The 23,199-nt window shown below is 39.2% G+C and carries 18 protein-coding genes and 2 tRNA genes; 12 read left to right on the forward strand and 8 right to left on the reverse strand.

Annotation, left to right across the window (positions count from 1 at the left end):
• Positions 1-84 precede the first annotated feature (84 nt).
• Together QZ620_RS00555 and QZ620_RS00560 are read right to left on the reverse strand one after the other, a co-directional pair.
• Positions 85-627, reverse strand: coding sequence for a DUF4136 domain-containing protein (locus QZ620_RS00555; protein WP_295177959.1), 543 nt, complete (start codon positions 625-627; stop codon positions 85-87).
• 169 nt (positions 628-796) lie between these two features.
• A complete protein-coding gene (locus QZ620_RS00560) occupies positions 797-967 on the reverse strand; it encodes a DUF5522 domain-containing protein (RefSeq protein WP_295177961.1) in 171 nt (56 codons plus the stop codon).
• Between the two features lie 44 nt (positions 968-1,011).
• Here QZ620_RS00560 and QZ620_RS00565 point away from each other — a divergent pair, with 44 nt between their 5' ends.
• The 4 genes from QZ620_RS00565 to hemL all read left to right on the forward strand — a co-directional run bounded on the left by QZ620_RS00565 (position 1,012) and on the right by hemL (position 4,432).
• A complete protein-coding gene (locus tag QZ620_RS00565) occupies positions 1,012-1,326 on the forward strand; it encodes a hypothetical protein (protein ID WP_366935402.1) in 315 nt (104 codons plus the stop codon).
• Between the two features lie 62 nt (positions 1,327-1,388).
• On the forward strand, positions 1,389-2,324 hold the full coding sequence (locus QZ620_RS00570) for a 1-aminocyclopropane-1-carboxylate deaminase/D-cysteine desulfhydrase (protein WP_295177965.1): 936 nt from the start codon (positions 1,389-1,391) through the stop codon (positions 2,322-2,324).
• Positions 2,321-3,130 carry a glucosaminidase domain-containing protein gene (locus QZ620_RS00575; protein WP_295177967.1) on the forward strand — a complete coding sequence of 270 codons (810 nt, stop codon included), beginning with the start codon at positions 2,321-2,323 and terminating at the stop codon, positions 3,128-3,130. Before QZ620_RS00570 ends, QZ620_RS00575 begins: the two co-directional genes overlap by 4 nt.
• A 12-nt stretch (positions 3,131-3,142) precedes the next feature.
• Positions 3,143-4,432, forward strand: a complete 1,290-nt coding sequence (gene hemL / locus QZ620_RS00580; protein WP_295177970.1) for a glutamate-1-semialdehyde 2,1-aminomutase — start codon at positions 3,143-3,145, stop codon at positions 4,430-4,432.
• Positions 4,433-4,472: 40 nt separating this feature from the next.
• Here hemL and QZ620_RS00585 read toward each other — a convergent pair whose 3' ends face one another.
• Positions 4,473-5,069, reverse strand: a complete 597-nt coding sequence (locus QZ620_RS00585) for a sugar O-acetyltransferase (protein ID WP_295177972.1) — start codon at positions 5,067-5,069, stop codon at positions 4,473-4,475.
• Between the two features lie 3 nt (positions 5,070-5,072).
• On the reverse strand, positions 5,073-6,587 hold the full coding sequence (locus QZ620_RS00590; protein WP_295177974.1) for a GH3 auxin-responsive promoter family protein: 1,515 nt from the start codon (positions 6,585-6,587) through the stop codon (positions 5,073-5,075).
• A gap of 111 nt (positions 6,588-6,698) precedes the next feature.
• Here QZ620_RS00590 and QZ620_RS00595 point away from each other — a divergent pair, with 111 nt between their 5' ends.
• Positions 6,699-7,496 (forward strand): DUF2797 domain-containing protein, encoded by a 798-nt coding sequence (locus QZ620_RS00595; protein ID WP_295177976.1) that lies wholly within the window; start codon positions 6,699-6,701, stop codon positions 7,494-7,496.
• A 54-nt stretch (positions 7,497-7,550) separates the two neighbouring features.
• On the opposite strand, the gene QZ620_RS00600 is transcribed toward QZ620_RS00595, so the two are convergent.
• A complete protein-coding gene (locus QZ620_RS00600) occupies positions 7,551-10,253 on the reverse strand; it encodes an AsmA family protein (protein WP_295177978.1) in 2,703 nt (900 codons plus the stop codon).
• 25 nt (positions 10,254-10,278) lie between these two features.
• Positions 10,279-10,944: a queuosine precursor transporter gene (locus tag QZ620_RS00605; protein ID WP_295177993.1), complete on the reverse strand. Its 666-nt coding sequence runs from the start codon at positions 10,942-10,944 to the stop codon at positions 10,279-10,281.
• 154 nt (positions 10,945-11,098) lie between these two features.
• Between QZ620_RS00605 and folK the strand changes: the two genes are divergently transcribed.
• Complete coding sequence (folK, locus tag QZ620_RS00610) at positions 11,099-12,235, forward strand: 2-amino-4-hydroxy-6-hydroxymethyldihydropteridine diphosphokinase (RefSeq protein ID WP_295177980.1); 1,137 nt, start codon at positions 11,099-11,101, stop codon at positions 12,233-12,235.
• A gap of 1 nt (position 12,236) precedes the next feature.
• On the opposite strand, the gene QZ620_RS00615 is transcribed toward folK, so the two are convergent.
• A complete protein-coding gene (locus QZ620_RS00615; RefSeq protein WP_295177982.1) occupies positions 12,237-12,773 on the reverse strand; it encodes an RNA methyltransferase in 537 nt (178 codons plus the stop codon).
• 148 nt (positions 12,774-12,921) lie between these two features.
• Between QZ620_RS00615 and QZ620_RS00620 the strand changes: the two genes are divergently transcribed.
• The 5 genes from QZ620_RS00620 to QZ620_RS00640 all read left to right on the forward strand — a co-directional run bounded on the left by QZ620_RS00620 (position 12,922) and on the right by QZ620_RS00640 (position 18,249).
• Complete coding sequence (locus QZ620_RS00620) at positions 12,922-14,754, forward strand: ABC transporter ATP-binding protein (protein ID WP_295177985.1); 1,833 nt, start codon at positions 12,922-12,924, stop codon at positions 14,752-14,754.
• A 12-nt stretch (positions 14,755-14,766) separates the two neighbouring features.
• On the forward strand, positions 14,767-15,183 hold the full coding sequence (locus tag QZ620_RS00625; protein WP_295177987.1) for a hypothetical protein: 417 nt from the start codon (positions 14,767-14,769) through the stop codon (positions 15,181-15,183).
• 55 nt (positions 15,184-15,238) lie between these two features.
• Positions 15,239-17,845 carry a DNA mismatch repair protein MutS gene (gene mutS, locus QZ620_RS00630; protein WP_295177989.1) on the forward strand — a complete coding sequence of 869 codons (2,607 nt, stop codon included), beginning with the start codon at positions 15,239-15,241 and terminating at the stop codon, positions 17,843-17,845.
• A gap of 232 nt (positions 17,846-18,077) precedes the next feature.
• A tRNA-Gly gene (locus QZ620_RS00635) sits at positions 18,078-18,150 on the forward strand.
• 15 nt (positions 18,151-18,165) lie between these two features.
• Positions 18,166-18,249 (forward strand) — tRNA-Leu (locus QZ620_RS00640).
• A 229-nt stretch (positions 18,250-18,478) separates the two neighbouring features.
• On the opposite strand, the gene QZ620_RS00645 is transcribed toward QZ620_RS00640, so the two are convergent.
• Entirely contained in the window at positions 18,479-19,249 is a 771-nt protein-coding gene (locus tag QZ620_RS00645) for an ion channel (protein ID WP_366935403.1), read from the reverse strand.
• Between the two features lie 760 nt (positions 19,250-20,009).
• On the opposite strand from QZ620_RS00645, the gene QZ620_RS00650 reads away from it, so the two are divergent.
• The gene (locus QZ620_RS00650; protein WP_295177991.1) at positions 20,010-22,928 is read left to right on the forward strand and encodes a pitrilysin family protein; all 2,919 of its coding nucleotides are present in this window, start codon (positions 20,010-20,012) and stop codon (positions 22,926-22,928) included.
• Positions 22,929-23,199 lie beyond the last annotated feature (271 nt).

The raw sequence follows: 23,199 nt of genomic DNA on the forward strand, positions 1-23,199 counted from the left end.
AGTACAAAATTTGACATAGAATTTCCATAATCCTCGCAGAGCATTGGCCATAAAAAAAGCCCCGAATAGGGGCTTTACTATTTTTTATTTCTCCATTCCGGGAGGATATTTTTCCATGATCTTGGCAACGATCTCATTGATACGTTCCTGTTTTTTATTTACTTCCCTGGCTAATGCTGCAGTTCCCATACCCTGCCACACTAGTTCTTTATTTTCGGAGTCAATTAGGTCTATGTAAAGCGTTCCTTCACTAGTTCTGTTTACAGTATTGAATCCGCTTCCCCAATACCATGGGTTCCATCCCCATCCATAGCCCCAACCAGCAAAGTTGTTCTGGTAGATATTGATGTTCTCGTTAGTTTTTGTAAAGATGCTCACTAGAAGATCAGGGTTTTCAGATTTTGTGAAGCCATTCTTTTGCATTTCACTCTCGATGGCTCTAAGAATTCTTTTCTTATCAAGATCAGAAATATCGGCTTTATCTATTCCTGGCTTGAAAAATGCGAAGGATTTGTATTGATTAAAATCGGCTTCCCGATCGTAATCTGATGCTACACGCACACTACTACACGAGCTGAAGAAAAGTGCCAGTAGCAGCACTAGAGGAGTAATTTTTAAAAATCTCATAGGTTAGAATTTAAGTTGTTCGTTGTAAACTGAAGAAGAAAATCATATTTCCAGTAAAAATACCAGATAATATCAGATTCTTCAGTCTTCTTAAAGTCTCAAATATCGTGCCGAAGGATTGATTAGAAGGCGATTGAAGTTTAAGAGCCAATAGAGGATATCAGTTAATTTACTCCTGCTTATTTGTTTTGCTATTATATCCATAAGGGCAATGACGACAACCACTTTCGCAACAATAACCGCGTTTTAAGTGATATTTTTCAGTAAAACAGCGGTATCCTTCCGGGGTCAGGTAGTAGTCTCCATCCTCGAGTGGGATTCTTTTTCTCTGAAAATTCATAGCGCTAAAATACAATTTCTTATATTCATTCCATGATTTTAATCGTGAACAGAAGGCTGTTATCAGGGAGATTCAAAGGTATTAGCCTCTGGCCTTTTGTAATACTTGAGAATATTCATCTTAAGAAAGACAAATATTTTATCAACCATGAGCGTATTCACCTTCGGCAGCAAATTGAGTTGCTTGTGATATTCTTCTATATATGGTATGCGCTGGAATTTTTTATAAGATATGCTTCACTTAAGGATGGGATGCAGGCTTATAGAAATATTAGCTTTGAAAAGGAAGCTTACAGACGCGAGACCGACCTTAATTATTTAAAAAAACGTTCGTTCTGGGCTTTCACTAACTATATGTGATAAGCCCTTAGAATTTCATTGCTAATTCTTTCTTCTAAAGCGGATGCATTATTTTTGCAGTTATGAATTCCATTTTTCAGACTTCTGAAGCTATTGTTTCTGAAAATCAATTTGTTGCTGAATTTTCAAATTCGGTGACCCTGCATATCAAGCGTGAAGATCTTTTGCATCCTGAAGTGTCCGGGAACAAATTCAGAAAACTGAAGTATTCCCTATTGAAAGCTTCAGAATTGAAAAAGGACTACTTGCTCACTTTTGGCGGTGCTCATAGTAATCATATCGCAGCCACGGCAGCAGCCGGAAAACTGGAAGGTATCTCAACTATTGGTTTTATTAGAGGGGACGAACTGGAATTTCTGAAAGAAAAATGGAGTCCAACATTGAAGTATGCAGATTCCTGCGGAATGAAACTGACATTTATTAGCAGGGAAGCATATCGGGATAAAGATTCTGAAGCATTTCTGAATCAATTGGAATCCCAATTTCCCGATGCGATGATCATTCCTGAAGGCGGAACAAGTGAACTGGCGATCAAAGGTTGTGAAGAAATTCTTTCTGAAACCGATGGGGAATATCATTATATATGTACTTCAGTAGGAACCGGAGGCACTATGGCCGGGCTTGTTAATGCTTCTCTCTCTCACCAAAATATACTGGGATTCTCAGCACTCAAATCTGAACACCTTTCCGAAGAAATCAAGAGAATAACCACCAATACGAACTGGTCCATCAATACCGATTATCATTTTGGGGGTTACGCGAAGACCTCTGCAGAGCTAATTCAGTTTATGAATGATTTTTTCAGAAAAACCGGAATCAAACTCGATCCGGTTTATACCGGGAAATTACTTTTTGGTATTTTTGATCTTGCGCAGAAAGATTACTTTCCGAAGGGTTCAAAGATCCTGGCAATTCATACCGGAGGCCTGCAGGGAATAGAAGGAATGAACGAGAGATTAAGAAAAAAAGCGCAGCCACAAATTATAACCGAACTATGAAATTGAATAGAGTTTTACTGCTGCTTATTGTTGCCATTTTTGCTGCTTCCTGCGGAAGTCGTAAAAAGGTAGATACCAGGAAAGATGATGTTGTAAAAAGCGATCGACGGGAAGAGAATAAAAATTCCCCAGCAGAAATCGTTGATGATGTGCGGGAAGAAATGCCGCGCAATTCGTACCATTATCGGATAGAGGATTATATTCGGGATTATGCCGGTATTGCCCAGGAAGAAATGAAATTATATAAGATCCCGGCGAGTATCACACTTGCACAAGGAATTTTAGAGTCTGGTGCCGGTAATGGGCAGTTGACCAGGCGGGCAAATAATCACTTTGGTATTAAATGTCATGATTGGAATGGTGAAAAAGTGTACCATGATGATGATAGAAAGGGAGAATGTTTTAGAAAGTATAAGCACGCAAAATATTCGTACAGGGATCACAGCCTCTTCCTTTCGGGACGTGGTAGATATTCAGAACTTTTTGAACTGGATGCTGATGATTATGAAGGCTGGGCCAAAGGTCTAAGAAAGGCCGGTTATGCGACAGACAGGCGTTATCCAGATAAATTGATCGATCTTATTGAGCGTTATGAGCTGTATAAATTTGATGAAAAAATCAGTGGAAAGTCTACTCGCAATTATGCTGTACAACCTGAAACTACAAGCGAAAGTCATGTGGTTCAAAAAGGAGACACCTTGTATTCGATCTCCAAAAAATACGATACTACAGTTGAAGATATTAAACGAAGGAACGGCCTGAACGGAAATAACATCTCCATTGGCCAGATCCTGAATGTAAAATAGAGGAATAGAGTTATGATTTATAAGAGAAGTAGTGCCTTGTTCGCAGATGCTAAGAAAGTAATTCCGGGCGGAGTGAATTCACCGGTGAGGGCTTTTAAAGCTGTTGGAGGAAATCCGGTTTTTGTAAAGCGCGCCACAGGAGCCTATTTATATGATGAGGATGATAATCAATTAATAGATTATATAAATTCATGGGGTCCGCTAATTCTGGGCCACGCCCACAAACCGGTAGTAGATGCTGTAGTTGAAAAAGCGAGGATGGGAACATCTTTTGGAACGCCTACAGAAATTGAAACCAGGATCGCAGAACTGGCGGTTAAAATGGTACCCAATATTGATAAAATAAGAATGGTAAATTCCGGGACTGAAGCCTGTATGAGTGCTGTGCGACTGGCTCGAGGTTTTACCGGAAAAGATAAGATCATCAAATTTGCAGGTTGTTACCACGGGCATAGTGATTCTTTCCTTATACAGGCTGGTAGTGGCGCAGTAACCTTTGGATCACCAAACAGTCCGGGAGTTACCCAGGGAACGGCTAAAGACACCTTACTTGCTAATTTTAATGACCTTGCAAATGTAAAAGAGCTGGTAGAAGCCAATAAGGAGGAAATTGCCTGTATCATTCTGGAGCCGGTGGCCGGGAATATGGGATGTATTCCACCTGCTCAAGGCTTTTTGCAAGGTTTGAGAAAACTATGTGATGAAACCGGAATTTTACTTGTTTTTGATGAGGTAATGACTGGTTTCAGGCTTGCAGCCGGAGGTGTTCAGCAGCGGGAAAACGTTGTTGCTGATATTGTTTGCTTCGGAAAAGTAATTGGAGGTGGCTTGCCTGTTGGAGCTTTTGCAGCAAGAAATGAGATTATGGATCATCTTGCTCCCATTGGACCAGTGTACCAGGCCGGAACATTAAGTGGAAATCCATTGGCTATGGCTGCAGGGTTAGCTATGCTAACAGAATTGGACTCTAATCCAGAAATCTTTGAAAGCATTGATAAGAAAACAGCCTACCTGCACGAGGGTATGGAAAAAGTATTAAAACAAAATGAGATCGATTTTACGATCAATAGATACGGTTCTATGATCTCGGTACATTTTGGACTGGACGCTGTTACAGATTTTGCTTCCGCGGCGAAGTCTGCGAACTTAGGGACTTTTAATAAATTCTTCCATGGGATGTTGGAAAATGGAATTTATATCGCTCCAAGTGCCTATGAAACATGGTTTATAAGTGATGCACTTAGTTATGAAGATCTTGATCGTACGATCGAGGTAGTAGATAAAGTAGCTAAAACACTTTAGAAATATTAGATCCGGCTGTAAAATCACTGTCGGATCTTTTTTAAAAACTTCTATTCTTAAAATAGAAGTCTTCATCAGCTTTAGTGATCTTCCTGATCACTTTGCATGGTTTTCCTGCTGCGATCACATTGGAAGGGATATCACGGGTTACCACACTTCCAGATCCAATAACCGTATTATCACCAATACTCACCCCTGGATTTATTACTGAATTTCCACCAATCCATACATTATTACCAATTGTTACAGGAATTGCATATTCCCATTCTTCATTTCGCTTATTTGCATCTATAGGATGTCCGGCGGTAAAAATACTTACGTTTGGAGCGATCATTACATGATCACCTATCCTAACTTCAGCACAGTCCAGTATGGTTAGATTATAATTCGAATAGAAGTGGTTTCCAAGATGAATATTGTAGCCATAATCACATTGAAATGGCGGCTGGATATAAAATTCCGAAGAAACTGAACCCAGAATTCTGCGAATAAGATCGTGTCTTTCCGTAATTAGTTCAGGCGAACTATTATTGAAATCAAAACAAGTTTTCTGAGCATGCAGTCGCTCTTCAAATAAATCTTTGTCTGAAGCTTTATAGGCTTTCTCACTGAGCATCTTTTCTTTCTCGCTCGCCATAGACTAGTTGCTTAATTTCAGCAATTCCTCAAGATAAGTCCTGGAATTTGAAAGTCTTGGTACTTTATGCTGGCCACCAACTTTATTGTGCATTTTCAACCAATCGTAAAATAAATCAGGACGCGCCTGGTGTACAAGTGGTGCGTTTAAGGTTATATTATTATACCTCTTTGCCTCATAATCACTATTTACTTCCTGCAAGGCAAGATCGAGCTGAACCTTGAAATTATCGAAATCTTTCGGTTCGTTCTTGAATTCAATCATCCATTCATGCGCACCTTTCTCCCGGCCTTCCATAAATATAGGCGCAACTGTATAATCCTTGATCTCACAGTTGGTTAAAAGGCAAACCTTTTTGAGAGCAGATTCGGCATTTTCAATGATAAGTTCTTCACCAAAAACGTTGATATGATGCTTGGTTCTTCCGGTAACTTTAATACGGTAAGGATTGGTATTGGTAAACTTAATGGTATCACCAATCTTATAGCGCCACAAGCCGGCATTTGTCGTGATCACTACGGCATAGTTCACGCCTATTTGCACTTCATCAAGTGGGATCGCGTGTTCCAGGGCAGAGCCGTAGCTATCCATAGGGATAAATTCATAGAATATCCCATAATCCAGCATGAGGAGCATTTCTTTGGAATCGTTAAGATCCTGACAGGCGAAAAAGCCCTCAGAAGCATTGTAGATCTCATAGAACCTGAAATCTTCCTTCGGTAATATTTTTTGGTACTGGGAAGCATAGGGCTCGAAACTTACTCCGCCATGAAAATATGCTTCCAGGTGAGGCCAGACTTCAAATACGTTTTCCTTGCCGGTACTTTGCAACACATTATTCAGTAAAACCAGCATCCAGCTAGGAACACCGGCAAGACTGGTTACCCGTTCCTTAATGGTTTCGTTTACAATTGCCTGCATTTTGGTTTCCCAATCATGCATCAACGAAACTTCATTACTCGGTGTGCTGCTAAACTCTGCCCAGAAAGGCATATTATCTATAAGAATGGCAGAAAGATCTCCGTAGCTGGTTCCATTTTCCTGGTAAAGTTCCTTGCTTCCTCCCAAACGCAAACTTTTACCGGTAAACATCTGTGAACTAGGATTATTATTCAGGTAGATACAGATGAGGTCTTTCCCGGCAGCGTAATGGCAGGCTTCCAGTGAATCCTGACTAACGGGAATAAATTTGCTTTTTGCATTGGTCGTACCGCTTGATTTTGCAAACCATCGAATAGCTCCCGGCCAGAAAATATTATGTTCACCTTTACGGCTTCGCTCAATATCACTTTCGATATCTTCATATTTCTGAATAGGAACACGTTCCCTGAATTTCTGGTAATTATTGATCTCAGAAAAATGGTAGCGCTTCCCGACTTCAGTATTCTTTGCTTTGGTAATAAGGTTTCGAAGCAGCTCTTGCTGTACCTCATGAGGATACTTAATGAACAATTCCATTTGATGAATTCTCTTCTTTAAGAACCAAGAAGCAATGGAGTTGACTAATGGAATTGGCATTATTTATTTCTATCTTTAAGCCTTGTTTTGCAGGCGTGACGTTATCTGGTTAAAAATAACGGATTCTTTGAAGCCTGCAAAAAAATAGTTTAGTCTTAAAAATAAAATTCAATGATCTATAGCGGTGTCCTTACCAAAATGAGAACCGAACTTAGCGATACAGTACAGTATTATTTAGTCTGGAAGGATGATTTCATTCATATGAATCAATTGATAGGCAAGAAAATAAGTATCAATTTTCTAAAATATGAGTGTTTAAACTGTGGGCTTCAGAAGAAAATTTTCAGACAAGGTCTATGTTATGATTGTTTCAGCTCTATACCGCAGGCTGGGGAATGGGTGATTAGTCCGGAGAAAAGTAAAGCGCATTTGAATGAAGAAGATCGTGATCTGGAGTATGAAAAAAGATCGCAGCTGCAACCGCATATCGTCTACCTGGCAAATTCAAGTGATGTAAAAGTTGGGGTTACGCGCAAAACCCAGGTGCCTACAAGATGGATCGATCAGGGTGCGCATGAAGCGATCGAAATTGTGGAGGTTCCCAATCGTTACCTTGCCGGTATTACGGAGGTTGCCTTAAAAAATCATGTAGCAGATAAAACCAACTGGAGGAAGATGTTAACCAACGATGTGCTTGATCTGGATCTTCATGCTGAAAGAGATAAACTGAAGCAATTCATTCCAGATGAAGCGCGTGACTATTATCTCGCCAGTAACCAGGAGACTGAAATTAAATTTCCAGTAGAGAAATACCCTGAAAAAGTAAAAACCCTGAATTTGAGTAAGAGTCCGTTTTATGAAGGCTTATTACGCGGGATCAAAGGTCAGTACCTCATCTTTGATGATGGAACTGCATTTAATGTAAGAGGACACGAAGGTCACGTAGTCGAGATCAAAGTAGTGCTGTAATTTTAGATACAAATCAAAGAAAAAGCAGAACCGGAAGGTTCTGCTTTTATGTTTCTAATTGTTTTTGGTAGTGGTATCGGTTTTCTTTTTGTTATTCTTAAGGATGCCACCCAGAATATTCTTTGCAGCATTCTGAACCTGCTCCTTCTGTGACTTCTGAATACTATCAGATTTAGTCGTTTTACTTTGAGCGATGCTGTCCTGTTTTACAGCAGTTGTATCATTTTTACCGAAAGGTTTTTTGGGATCACGTTTCCCCTGAAGGATATCGTTGATCGCGTCTACAGCCTTCTCTTCCAGCTTGCCTTTTTGCTTTTCAACCACCTTCTGGGTAAGACTGTTCACCGCCTGCTGCATATTTAAATTGATTTTTGGATTCTGAAAACTACCGGTGATTCCAACGGGTAGTGCAACCATCATATTAGCGAAGTCCTCACCACTCAGTTTTCCGAGTGTTCCGCCCACATCATTCCCAAGATATTTTGCCGGAATGTCCAGCTTCAGGTCATAGTTCATATTCATATCGAATCCATGAGTACCACTAACCTGAAACTTTACTCCTTTAATGTCAAAATCAAATGGTGCAATAGCTACCTGTCCATCATTGAATGAAAGCTTCGTTTTAAGGTTGGAAAGATCGATCTTATCGAAATTGATGAAACCAAGCTGACTATCAAGTTTTGATAATAATGCTGCTTGTTGCGGGTCGAGTTCTGCAGTAAGTAACTCTGCAAGCGCATCACCCACAAGGCTGGTAAGTTGCGGGGTAAGATCTTCGTTCAGGTTACCCTTTAAATTTACTTTGGACTGTACTTTTCCTTTCATGGCTTTTGCCAGTGGAGCAAGATTCTGCATAAGTTCAAGTCCGTTAAAAGAGGACGCGATATCCAATGAATTAAGATCGAGGTTCATCTCGAAAGTAGGAGTAGGGTTTTTTGTGGATAAAAACCCATTGGCACCAATACTACCATTAAAGATATTGGTGGACACGTTCTGCAATCTGGCAGATTCATCTTTAATAATCAATAATCCAGTTACATTCTTTAATTCCAGATTATCATAAAAAACCGTATTAGCATCAAATTGTAACTGAATATCCAGAAAAGAAGGGATCTTTACGGCTTCCTTTCCAGTGGTCTTGCTTTCTGTCTTTTGTTCTCCATCTACAGTGGTCGTGGTGACCTCTTCAGTTTCAGCTAACATAAAATCATTCACAGAAAACACATTCGATCTAGCTTTAAAATTACCTTTTAGCTGCTGATCTGTAAACAAAAATCCAATCAGGTTTTGAATGGTTCCATTTGCAGTAAGATCGGTTTTTCCGGTGCTAAGCTTCAATTCTGGAACACTTACATTTCCCTGGTTGAAACTCATATTTGCATTGGAAATATTGATCTTGTTTGGAATTTCAGGAGAGGCATAACTAAAGTTTGAAATAGAAGCCGTTCCCTTACTTTGTACATTTTGATATTGTTCTTTTTCAATAGAATTCATATCGAAACTGGTCTGTACATCTGCAGTAAGCCTTCCATTTAGATCCTGTTCAAGCTCCAGCGGATAGGCTTTGTTGAGGTTAGCCAGATTTATACTTCCCTTTAAGGCTAGACTTACCAGCATATTTTCAGTAAGATTGCTCACTTTTCCATTGGCAGAAAATTGATCTTCATCTATTCTGAAGGTAGCCGTATTGATATCGATATAAGTGTCTTCTGCAATTCCCGTATCATTAATAATCACCATATCCAGATTGATATCCTGAACACTTTTAGGCAGTTCTGGATATTTGAAAGAAGCGTTACTGGAAGATATTTTCACGTTCAACTTCGGAATATAAGTATCGTCAGCTTTTCCGAAGATTCTACCGTCAACGATAAAGTCTCCGTTGGTCTCCACATTTTCAATATTCTGCGCGTAAGTTTGCGGAATCACCGCCAGGAAATTTTTGAAATCTGAAGAAGGGGTTTTAAAGCTCAGGTCCATCTCCGTATCACTTTCATTTACCTGTACATAACCATCAAAGGTTAATGGTAACTGGTTCACCATGGCTTCGTTTTCAAGAAACGTATAGCGCATGTTCTCCAGGTCCATTTCCAACACAGCATCAAGGCTAACAGAATTCTGATTCAGATAATTTACTCCGTCATAATCGAGACTTACCAGCGCTTCGGAATAGGTTTCCAGTTCAGAAGTAGCAAGAGAGAAATCGCCATTACCTTCATGATTCAGGTTTTCAACATCCAGTGCGATCTTCGCGGACTCATCCTTATACTTGATCCTGGTATTGTTGATTTCGTAGTGCTTCAGGTCTAAGCTGAATCCTGTAGCGGTCGAATCTCCGGCGGGTGCCGTGGTATCTTCAATAGCAATATCATAATTAGCCTGTCCCAGTGAGTCTACCTTAATATTTAGATAAGCGTTATTGATCTTTACCTGATCTACTCTTTTAGGTTCAGAACTACTCTTAAAAAGTTCCTTGACAGACATTTCCAGAATGATCTCCTCACTAAGTGCCAGGGTATCTCCTTTAAAAGGTTCATTATTTATAATGCTAAGATCCTCGATCACCAAAGTGGCATCCGGAAAATTTCGAAACATACTAAGGTTAATATCTTCAAAATCTACCTGAGCATCCATGTTCTCGTTCAAAGTCTTCCTCACGAGATCCTTCAGCTGAGATTCAAATACAAAAGGTGCAATCACTAATAAAATGATGATCGTGAGTAGTGTAAATCCAATTATTTTAAATGCTTTTTTCATAATTCTATGTTTTAGAACAGCTATGCTATTCGAGAGTAGGTTGATCAAATTGTATTTCTTCCGCAGGCTTCAGTTTAAAATATTTTCTGAAGGCGAAAACCGCAGCGTACAAAAATGGTGTGTCTATCGCAGCGATCAAAACTTTAAAAAGAAATCCGCTCAATAAAAGTCCGCCAAAGAGTTCCCACGAAATTTTATTAAATGTACAGAGCAAGAATAGGACCGAGAATGTATCTACAAACTGGGAAAGGAAGGTAGAGAAATTGTTTCTTAGCCAGAGATGTTTCCCGCGGGTCAGTTTCTTCCAGAAATGAAATAACTGAATGTCCACATACTGAGCTAGTAAATAGGCGACCATGCTGGCAAAAACCGCAATGGCTGTAGCTCCAAAGACCCGTCCAAAAATTTCGTTACCAATAGGTGACCAGCTGGTAGCAGGAACATAATCTGCGATATAAATAATCAATAAGGAAAAAACCGAGGCAAAGATGCCACTAGTTACTACCTGGTTGGCCTTCTTTTTTCCATAGATTTCGCTAATAGTATCGGTGATCAAAAAGGTGATTGGATATGGTAAAATTCCTACGGAAATCTCAAAAGTGTATATTCCGAAGAAATCCCAGTAAAAAAACTTTTGAAAGATCAGGTTGGAGACTACCAGAGAGGTAATGAACAACGCGCTCAGGATCATATAAATTTGTAAAGCCCTGTGCTTCTTTTTCCGGGAAAGTTTACTCAAATTTTTTTATTAAGTCTTGCTGCAAAATTAAGAGTATGTGCTTTTGTTTTGCTTAATTTGCTGTGAAATTATTTGAAGCTACCTATTAAAATTTTCTTAATCCGTTTTGAATTCCCCTAAAACAGTACTATTGGCCTTAGGTAGTAACCTTGGCGACCGTCTAGGTTATTTGCAAACTGCACTTGATCAAATTCATGAAAAGATTGGTTGGGTTCGGGAGGTTTCAGGTATTTACGAAACTCCGGCCTGGGGATTTGAAGGAAATTCATTTTTCAATGCTTGTACGAAGATCGAGACAAGGCTGGATGCACAGCAAATTCTAAAAAATTTACAGGCAATAGAAATTGAGCTGGGCCGAGAGAGAAATAATTCCGGTGTCTATCAAAACAGGGTGATCGATCTGGATCTTCTAATTTTTGAGAAAGAGATCATTCAGGTCGAAAACTTGCAGATCCCGCATCCCGGAATTCCAGATAGAAAATTCGTTTTACTACCGCTTCAGGATATTGCGGCTAAGGAAATCCACCCGGTTATTAAAAAATCTTATCGCGATCTACTGGCAGATACCAGTGATACTTCAGAAATCAATAAGGTTTCAAAGAAATTAAATATTCCGGGTAAGAAGTATAATTTTCCTGGTTGTAATTATATCGCGGTAGAAGGAAATATTGGTGCCGGTAAAACCAGTTTTTCCACGATGGTTTCCGAAGATTTTAATGCAAAACTGATCCTCGAACGCTTTAAGGACAATCCATTTTTACCTAAGTTTTACGAGGATAAGGATCGCTACGCATTTTCATTGGAAATGTCTTTCCTGGCAGACAGGTATCAGCAACTCTCAGATGACCTGGCGCAGTACGATCTATTTAAGGACTTTATCATTTCAGATTATGACGTGTTCAAGTCGCTTATATTTGCAAGAATTACACTTCATGAAGATGAATATTCACTGTATCACAAGTTATTTCATCTCATGTATAAGGAGTTGGTAAAGCCGGAACTTTATATCTATTTGTATCAAAATACCGACAGGTTGCTTCAGAATATCAGGAAAAGAGGCAGGGATTATGAGCAGAATATTCAACCGGAGTATTTGATTGAGATCAATAAGAGTTACCTGAATTTTATCAAGTCTCAAAGTAATATGAAGGTGCAGATCATCGATATTTCTGATCTGGATTTCGTGGCGAACCGGCAGGATTATTTAAAGCTTCTGGCCGAGATCGATAAAGCTGTAAACTAGTTTATCGCTGTAATTTCGAGAATAGATCCCATACTACAACCCCTGTGCTTACTGAAATGTTCAGAGAATGTTTGCTGCCCAGCTGAGGTATTTCTATAACCGCATCACTGGCAGTTACTACTTCCTGTTGCACGCCTTTCACTTCATTCCCGAATATTACTGCGGAAGTCTGATCCTTTAAAGGTTCAAATTTATTCAGCATCACAGCATCTTCGGCCTGTTCTATAGCGTAGACCTTTTTTCCTTCCTGCTGAAGTTTTATGACAAGCTCAAGAGTATCTTCGACATATTCCCATGTGACAGTTTCCGTGGCACCCAGAGCAGTTTTTTGGATATCCTTGTGTGGTGGTCTGGCAGTAATCCCGCATAAATAGATCTTTTCGATCAAAAATGCATCGGCAGTTCTAAAAACCGATCCAATATTATTCAGACTTCTAATATTGTCCAGAATGATGATAATTGGAGTCTTGGTTGCTTCTTTAAATTCTGAAACCGTTTTCCGGTCCAGTTCTGCATTTTTAAGTTTCCTGTTGGCCATGCTGGCAAAAATAGCAAAACTTCAGAAGCAAATAAGGGTATCCAATTTCGCAGCTTGTACAAATGTTAGGATTAAGTTGTAATTACGACCTAAGCAGCTCATTTTTTATCGCTTTCGCTTAAATTGCGAGGCATCCAAAAATTAGAATTTGCCAAGAAGAAAAAAGACCTTAGAAGCCAATAAGATCAATTTTAGAGAGAGTTTTGCCTCCCTAAAATTCATCCCCAGATTTTTTAAAGAAATAAGGAAAGTTAATCCATCACTTTTTTATGCTAATATTTTTGGTCGTGTTTTAAATGCGGTGTTACCGGTGATCATGCTTTTGCTGGGAAAATTGATCATTGATGAAGTGATCCTGCAAATAGGGAATGAACTAAAAGACCTGGATAGATTATGGATGCTGGTGGCGGCAGAATTTGGACTGGCTATACTTTCAGATCTGTTAAGTCGTGGGATTAGCTTAAGTGACGCACTTTTAGGCGATCAGTACTCTATTGATACATCGGTAAGAATAATAAAAAAAACTTCAGAGCTTAATCTGGATCAGCTTGAAGATTCTGAATTTTATGATAAACTGGAAAGAGCGCGGCAGCAAACCACGGGAAGAGTAGGATTAATGTCTAATATTTTAACCCAGGGTGAGGATGTTATTGTGATTATCTCCTTACTTGCCGGGGTCGTTGCTTTCGAGCCGTGGTTAATCATTCTTTTGATCGTTTCGATCATTCCTACCATCATTAACGAGATCAAGTTTAGCGGAACAAGCTATTCTCTGGCCCGAAGCTGGACCCAGGAAAGACGGGAACTTGATTACTTGCGTTATGCGGGTGCCAGTGATGTCACTGCAAAAGAGGTAAAGTTGTTCGGACTCTCAGATTACCTTGCGGGAAGATTTCAGAATCTATCAGCCAAATATTATAAGCAAAGTAAGAGCCTGGCGAAGCAAAGAGCTGGTTGGGGTTCAGTTTTTAATATTGTTGGAACAGGAGCCTATTATGGTGCTTATGTCTTTATCATCTTTAGAACCGTTGCCGGGATCTTCAGTATTGGTGACCTGACATTCTTATCTGGATCCTTCAATAGATTACGATCAAAATTACAGGGTTTTTTCACCCGTTTTACTCAAATTACCGAGAGTGCTCTCTATCTTCAGGATTATTTCGAATTCCTGGATCTGTCCTTCAGCAATGAAAATTCAGAAGAAAAGCTTGAATTGCCAAAAGAGATCAAACATGGTTTCGAGTTTAAAAATGTTGGTTTTAAATATCCAAAATCTGAAAAATGGGTGGTTAGAAATATCAATTTTCACCTTAGAGCTGGAGAAAAACTGGCCTTTGTTGGTGAGAACGGAGCTGGTAAAACTACCTTGATCAAATTACTTTTACAGTTTTATGAACCAACGGAAGGGGAGATCTTACTTGATCACGTTCCAATTCAAAAGTATAACCAGGCGGCGTATCAGCAATACTTTGGCGTGATCTTTCAGGATTTCGTGAAATTTGAATTGACGCTACGAGAGAATATTGCTATGGGTGAAATTGGAGAAATAGGCAATCAATCCCGAATAGATAGTGCTGCTCAGAAAAGTCTGGCGCAGGAAGTAGTTTCAGAATTACCGCTTGGCTATGCGCAGCAGTTAGGGAAAAGATTTAAGAACGGGAAGGATCTTTCCGGAGGTCAGTGGCAAAAAATCGCGATCGCCCGGGCTTATATGAAAGATGCAGAGGTGCTGATCCTTGACGAACCAACTTCGGCTCTTGATGCCCGTGCAGAAACCGAGGCATTCCAGCGCTTTATTCAATTAACTCAGGGTAAAACTGCAGTGATCATTTCGCATAGATTTAGTACCGTGCGTATTGCAGACAGAATTATGGTTTTAAAAGACGGTCAGGTAGAAGAAATTGGAACTCACCAGGAGTTGATGACAAATGATAAGTTATATGCTGAGTTGTTTAATTTGCAGGCTGCGGGTTATCAATAATATATGGAGTCGATGGAATTACAAACGATCAGACTTTTGCTTGATTTCGGACTTATGGTCCTGATCTGGATCGTGCAACTGGTTATATATCCTGGGCTTTGTCATTACGGGCAGAATGAACTTGGTGACTGGCATAAAAAGTACACCGGAAGAATTGGGGTGATCGTGGGGCCTTTAATGATCTTACAATTGATCGTTGCGATTTGGCAATTTTTCCTACATCAGGGTGTTTATGAGATTACAAGCTTACTTTTTATAGTAGCATTATGGCTGCTGACCTTTCTTATTTTTGTGCCTTTACATAATGCGATCAAACCATCTGAAAGTTGTGAGCATATCACCGGGAAACTGGTTTCCAGAAATTGGTCCAGAACTATTTTATGGTCAGCACTATTTCTTTTGACGCTTCTTGTCGAAATTTTAGATTAAATTTTCGGACAAAGTCCTGAATCTTTACATTAGCATTCCATAAAATCCCGGAAAATTGGCAGAGAAGAAATCGCAGAAGGTGACCCCTTTAATGAAACAGTACAATAGCATTAAGCTGAAATATCCTGATGCCATGCTGCTTTTCAGGGTTGGTGATTTTTATGAAACTTTTGGAGAGGATGCAGTAAAGGCTGCGCGAATTCTCAATATCGTACTTACCAATCGTAATAATGGTGGTGAGCGCACGGAGCTGGCGGGCTTTCCTCATCATTCACTCAATACCTATTTGCCAAAATTAGTCAGAGCAGGTCAGCGAGTTGCGATTTGCGATCAGTTAGAGGACCCGAAAATGACTAAAACGATCGTTAAAAGAGGCGTGACCGAACTGGTTACTCCCGGGGTTGCGTTTAACGACGATATATTAAGCAGTAAATCGAATAATTTCCTTTGTGCGGTTCACTTCGGAAAGAAAAACCTGGGAATTTCTTTTCTGGATATTTCTACGGGTGAATTTTTATGCGCACAGGGAAATCAGGAATATATTGATAAACTACTTCAGAACTTTTCACCTAGTGAAATTCTTGTTCAGAAGAAGTATAAGAAGGATTTCACATCGGCATTTGGCAAGGATCATCATTGTTTCTTTCTCGATGACTGGATCTTTAAAAGTGATTATGCTCATGAAACTCTCAACGATCACTTCGGAACAAAATCGCTAAAAGGTTTTGGTGTAGACCATCTTGAGGAGGGAATCGTTGCTTCTGGAGCCGTTCTCTATTATCTTGGTGAAACCAGGCATCATCGCCTTCAGCATATTATTTCTTTAAACCGAATCGCGGAAGAGCAATACGTATGGATGGACAGGTTTACCATCAGGAACCTGGAATTGTATCATTCCAATGCGGCAAATGCTGTGACCTTGCTTGATGTGATCGATAAAACGATCTCACCAATGGGTGGCCGACTTTTAAAACGCTGGCTGGCACTACCGCTCAAAGATGCGAATCTTATAGAGCAACGACTGGAAGTTGTAGATTTTCTACTGAAGAATCCGGACAGTTTAGAAAGAATTCAGGAGCAATTAAGAGAAATGAGCGACCTGGAACGTCTAATTTCCAAGGTTGCTACTCAGAAGATTAGTCCGCGTGAAGTGAACCAGCTACGACATTCGCTGAATGCTATCATTCCAATTAAAGAACTCGCTCTGGAATGCGATAATGAAGCAATCAGGGTTATTGGGGATACTTTGAACAGCTGCGATCTGTTGCGTAGTAAGATTTCTGAAAGTATTACGGAAGAAGCACCGGTCAATGTTCAGAAAGGAAATGTGATCGCGAAAGGTTTTTCTTCAGAATTAGATGACCTGCGGGCCATAGCTTTTTCTGGAAAGGATTATCTGGATAATATGATCAAACGTGAGACCCAGGAAACAGGCATCACATCCTTAAAGATCGGAAAGAACAATGTGTACGGTTATTATATCGAAGTTAGAAATACACATAAAGACAAGGTGCCGGAAACTTGGAACAGAAAGCAAACCCTTGTAAACGCTGAACGTTATATTACAGAGGAGCTCAAGGAATACGAGTCCAAGATTCTGGGAGCAGAGGAGAAGATCCAGCAACTTGAACAGGAATTATTCTCAAAACTGATCTCCTGGATGGCGGAATATATTGATCCAGTACAGCGAAATGCAAAGTTAATCGCACGACTGGATTGTCTTGCTTCGTTTGCTCAACTGGCGAAACTGGAGAATTATTCCCGACCGTCTATCACCGATAGTCATACACTGGCGATCGAAGAAGGAAGGCACCCAGTGATCGAGAAGCAGTTACCATCTGGAGAAGTTTACGTGACCAACAATGTTAATCTTGATCGAGAGGACCAGCAGATCATCATGATTACGGGGCCAAATATGAGTGGTAAATCGGCCATATTGCGACAAACTGCGTTAATCGTTCTTATGGCTCAAATGGGGAGTTTTGTACCCGCGAAAGCTGCAGAAATTGGTTTGGTGGATAAGATCTTTACCCGGGTAGGAGCGAGCGATAATATTTCGATGGGAGAATCTACTTTTATGGTAGAAATGAATGAAACTGCGAGTATTCTGAATAATATTTCTGAAAGAAGTCTCGTGCTGCTTGATGAAATTGGAAGAGGAACTAGCACCTATGATGGAATTAGTATTGCCTGGGCGATTAGCGAGTATTTGCACGAACATCCGGCCCGGCCAAAAACATTGTTCGCTACACATTACCATGAGCTGAATGAGATGTGTGAAACCTTTAGCAGAATAAAGAACTACAATGTGTCGCTCAAGGAATTAAAGGATAATGTGCTGTTTCTTCGGAAGCTTGTGCCCGGAGGTAGTGAACATAGTTTCGGGATACATGTCGCAAAGATGGCGGGGATGCCGCAAATGGTTTTACATCGAGCGAACAAAATTCTTGCGAAACTAGAGGCTTCCCACTCGATGGAAGATTCTGGTGCGGTTATGAAAAGTTCTGCGGAAGAGGAAATGCAGCTTAGTTTTTTCAATCTGGATGATCCCTTACTGGAAGATTTGAAGCAGGAGCTATTGGGAATCGATATAGATACACTAACGCCTGTAGAAGCCTTGATGAAGCTGAATGAGATCAAGAGGATGCTCAGTAAGCAATAAGTATTTTTATGTGTTGCACTTGAAGTATGACAGTTAATTATTGCTGATGAACGAATTAAGTAAAAGTTGTTTAATTCCTCATTGCTGATAATGAAGAGGTAAGCATCGTGGCTGGAAAGAATTAGTTTTGAGTCAGCTTTTTTCTTAAATAATTCTTTGCTGTTATAAGATTTGTTTTAAATTTGCCTCCGCAATAAACGCTATGATAAAAAGCGTTTTGTTCTTTAAAATCGCGAAAATAGCTCAGTTGGTAGAGCGCCACCTTGCCAAGGTGGAGGTCGCGGGTTCGAATCCCGTTTTTCGCTCTTTAATAATTTTAAGCTCGGGTGGTGGAATTGGTAGACACGTTGGACTTAAAATCCAATGACCATTAGGTCGTACGGGTTCAAGTCCCGTCCCGAGTACTAAAGACCCTCTTAATTTATTAATTCTGAGGGTTTTTTCCATGGCTTCCGCACAGAATTCATTATTTTGCTAAATTCAAAACAGAATTTATTGAACCAGTAAAGATCCATCAATAAGGTGTGATGCATTAACCGCAAACTCGAAATGGTTCTATACACTAATTCAAGAAGTTCCGATTTTTAGTATTCTGAATAATTTATTTCAGAATAAGTGACTTTCAATTTATGTCTATCGCTTCTGCGGAATAGATTTGTCCAGCTCCCGTTGCCATTGGGATGTCTGTATTACTTTTAAAATAGAACGATTTAGATCTTTGCGTAACTTACTATTATTACGAATTCCTAAGGCATATAGTCGGGGAATAAGTTGGATAGGTTGAACACGAAGACTGAGAGCTGCATCGCTATTTATATAATAATTAAGCTGCTGAATAATATGCTGCATGACATCAGCCTTTTTGGAGTTTACGAGCTGTAGACTATCTTTAAGATCAGAAACCTTTTGAAAACTTACTCTTTCTTCGTCTAAATATATAGATGCTTTTGTTTCCTGCAATGCAAGTACCTTCATGTCTTTAAGATCGGTTGGAATTGCTATTTTTTTACTGGATGAACTCCCCATAATGGCGCTTACTAAAGATGCAGTTAGAACCGCCGTGACCGCCATAGCGATAAGCATCCAGAAAAGTGCGATGGCTCTTCCCCAAAAAGTTACCGGAGACTTATCACAATATTCAATAGTAGTCATAGTAACGCCTGCCCACCAAAAACCTGAACCTATACCTTTTATGATTGAACGTTCGCCTCCAAAATTTTCATCATTGCTTCTGCGCTCTACAAAATATATGATGGTTCCTACAATCAGTAACAATACGGAAAGTACTAAAACGATGATCCACAATCTTTTACTGAAAAAACTTTTGATAATGGCTCCAAGATCCATTGCCGGGGAGGTCGCCGCTCCGATATTTGCAGTAAAATAAATATGACTGAAGTCCACCAGGCTGTCCTCCTTTGTAATTAATTCACTTAAAAGTAAAATATCGACCTGTTTATCTTTAAGACTATTATTCGCTATTTCCGGATCTATTTAATAAAAATCGAAACGATAATTTAGATTATCGGCAACATTTCTCTAAAGTCTAACGCTAATACCGTCCCAATTTCCTTTATTATCTTTGTGCATATATAGTGTTTGTTCAAAAACGCTAGCCTGAAGTTGCTCTATTTTCTTACAGGTAGAATCCTGCGGAATAATACTAGCTCTTATAGAACCTGGAAGATTAGAATTATGATCCCTAAAAGTGGTGAAAAATTAAAGTGTGTCATTTAATAAATCATAAATATAAGATATCGCATAAGCAACTGGATTCTAGGAAGATTTCATTAAAACTGACAATGGCTTGAATGAACAAGTTTAAATGCTGGTAATTTAAGAAGCATTACTTTCTGCTGAAATGAGCTTATTACATTTTGAAAATTACCAGTCTCGTCGTAACTAAGATTGTTTTTCTGTTTAGGATACAGAATGTTGAATGAGTCAGCTGAAAATCATGAGAAGACATTAGCAGAAATCTTTTTCAGAATAGGTTGCAATATTTGGAGATCATAACTTATGATAGATTCCTGAGTTCAAATCTCGATTTATTATTGGCTATTTGAGCGATTTTCAAGTATTATTTCAATTTATCTGAAAACTAGTGAAGTACAAGCCTGATTTTTGCTAAATTCAGAAATATTAACAAAAACATTAATTATATATGACAAACGTCAGATTCAATATGAAAGCTTTAGCGCTTTCATTTACATTTTTGGCTGCAGTATCCTGTAAGGTTAAGGATACTCCTCAGAATACTTCCTCGGGACCAGATCAGGCCATGGTGGAACAAGACACGGTGAAAACCGAAGCAAGTGCAGACCTGAGTCTTGAATTCAAAAAGTATGAGCTGGAAAACGGCTTGAATGTTATTCTACATGAGGATAAGTCAGATCCCATTGTTTCCGTAGCGATTCAATATGGTGTTGGCTCTAACCGTGAGAAGAAGGGTAGAACAGGGTTTGCACACTTGTTTGAGCATATGCTTTTTCAGGAATCCGAAAATGTTCCGCAGGATCAGTTTTTTAAAACAATTCAGGATGTTGGCGGTACTTTAAACGGGGGAACCTGGCAGGATGGAACCATTTATTATGAAGTGGTACCTAAAAATGCTCTGGAAACAGTACTTTGGTTAGAGTCCGATAGAATGGGCTTTTTAATCAATACAGTAACCGAAGCTGCTTTTGCCAATCAGCAGGAAGTGGTTCAGAATGAAAAAAGACAGCGTGTAGATAATAATCCTTATGGGCATACCGGTTGGGTAATAGATAAGAATATGTACCCTGATGGTCATCCATATAGCTGGCAGGTGATTGGAGAACTTGAAGATCTTCAAAACGCCACTGTTGAAGATGTTAAGGAGTTTTACGATAAATTTTACGGCCCTAATAATGCTACCCTTGTCTTAGCTGGAGATTTTCAGGAAGACGAGGCTAAAAATCTTATAGAAAAATATTTTGGTGAGATTAAAAAAGGTCAGGAAGTAGAGCCATTAGAAACGCAATTGGTAACACTGGATGAAACTAAACGTTTATATCACGAAGACAATTTCGCCACCGCACCGCAATTAAATATGGTATGGCCTGTGGTTGAGCAGTATAGCGAAGATTCTTACGCGCTAAATTACCTTGGGCAGATTTTATCCAATGGAAAAGATGCACCATTATACCAAGTTCTGGTAAAGGAGAAAGAACTTACTTCTCGCGCCAATGCGTATAATAGTCCGAGTCAGTTGGCTGGTCAGTTTACTATTAACGTGACGGCAAATTCAGGAGTAGATCTTGATAGCATTGAAATAGGTATTGAAGAGGCTCTTGAACTTTTCGAACAAGAGGGAGTTACAGATTTTGATATTGAAAAGATCAAAGCAGGATTAGAGACAGATTTCTATAACGGTATTAGCAGCGTTCTTGGAAAATCCTTCCAGTTAGCTCGCTATGATGTTCTCGCTGGTGACCCTAATTTCTATAAGCAGGATTTGGAAAACATTAAAAATGTGACCAAGGAGGATGTGATGCGCGTCTATAAAGAATATATCAAGGACAAGCCTTATGTAATGACCAGTTTTGTGCCTAAGGGTAAGACTGAATTAATTACTGAAAATTCTGAAAAAGCTGAAGTCGTAGAGGAAAAAATTACTGAAAACAAAGAAACTGAAGTAGCAGAAGCTCCTTCAGAAGAAGTTGAAAAGACTCCTTCAAATTTTGACAGATCTGTGCAACCTGAAATGGGCGAATCTCCAAGTCTCAGCGTTCCTGAAGCGTGGAACACAGAACTTGCAAATGGTTTAGAAGTTTACGGAATTGAACAAAATGAATTGCCTCTGGTATCTTTTAGTTTGGTTATAGAAGGTGGACATTTACTGGATGATCTTCAAAATAATGGTGTTGCTAATTTAATGAGCGATATTATGATGGAAGGAACGGCTAATAAAACTCCGCAGGAACTGGAAGACGCCATTGCGCTACTCGGTGCGAGCATTTATATGTATACAACCAATGAATCTATAGTCATTCGCGGAAACTCTTTGAAAAGAAATTTTTCAAAAACCATGGATCTCGTGGAAGAAATTCTATTGGAACCAAGATGGGATGAAGAGGAATTAGCAAGGATTAAAACCAGTACGATCAATGGGATAGAAAGAAATGATGCAAACCCTAATGCCATTGCAAACAGGGTTTACAATAAAATTCTTTATGGTGAGGATCATCCATTCGCTTATACTACTTCAGGTACGAAAGAAGATGTGGAAGCGGTTAGCATGGAAGACCTGAAGCAATTCTATTCTGAAAACTTTTCACCTTCTGTGGCAAGATTACATGTAGTTGGTGATGTAAATAAAGCTGAAGCTTTGGCGGCAGCTGAAGGTCTTAAGAATAACTGGGAAGCTAAAGAAGTAACTATTCCAGATTTTCAGATTGAAAATAAACGAGATAAGGCTTCTCTTTATTTCGTAGATGTTCCAGACGCAAAGCAATCGATTATAAATATTGGATACATTGCGATTCCAAGAACTAATGAGGATTACTATCCTTTGGAAGTGATGAACTACAAATTAGGTGGATCCTTTTCAGGGAATGTAAACCTAATTCTTAGAGAAGAAAAAGGATATACTTATGGAGCACGTTCTGGTTTTAGTGGATCTAAAATTCCAGGAACCTTTACGGCATCGTCTTCTGTTAGAACAAATACAACGGGAGAATCAGTAAAGATCTTCAGGGATGAAATTTCTAAGTATAAAGATGGAATTTCTCAGGAAGACCTGCAATTCACTAAAAATGCATTGATTAAGTCAAACGCGCGCCGATTTGAAACTCAGGGATCACTTTTAGGGATGTTACAGGAAATGAGTGCTTATGATCTTGATTCAAATTACATTGAGAAAGAAGAAAATGTTATTAATAACATGACTTTGGAGCAACATCAGGAATTGGCAAATAAGTATCTGGATGAATCAAAAATGGCTTATTTAGTTGTTGGAGATGCCAAGACTCAATTCGAGCAATTTAAAGATATGGGCTTTGATGAAGTAAAACTTCTGAATAAAGAAGGTGAAGAAATTAATATGGAAGATGTAAAATAATCTCAGTCTTTACTTCTGAATAGAAAAACCTGCCAGGAACTGGCAGGTTTTTTTGTTTTAGCTAAATGTTCAGGTTCATTTGTTTCAGAGTGAAGGATGATATCTTTGGATAACAATCTACAGTAGATGTCATCAAAGTAGAAAGATAATTTTCGTTTTAGGTCAATTATGACACTATCCCGTAAAGTGTGTAAGTTCTAAATAAAGGGGTTTAACTTTTATCTAAAGTTGAACCCTTTCTTCGTATATAGTCAAGAACTGATTGAGGACG

This window comes from uncultured Christiangramia sp., assembly GCF_913046405.1.
GTDB classification, from domain to species: domain Bacteria; phylum Bacteroidota; class Bacteroidia; order Flavobacteriales; family Flavobacteriaceae; genus Christiangramia; species Christiangramia marina.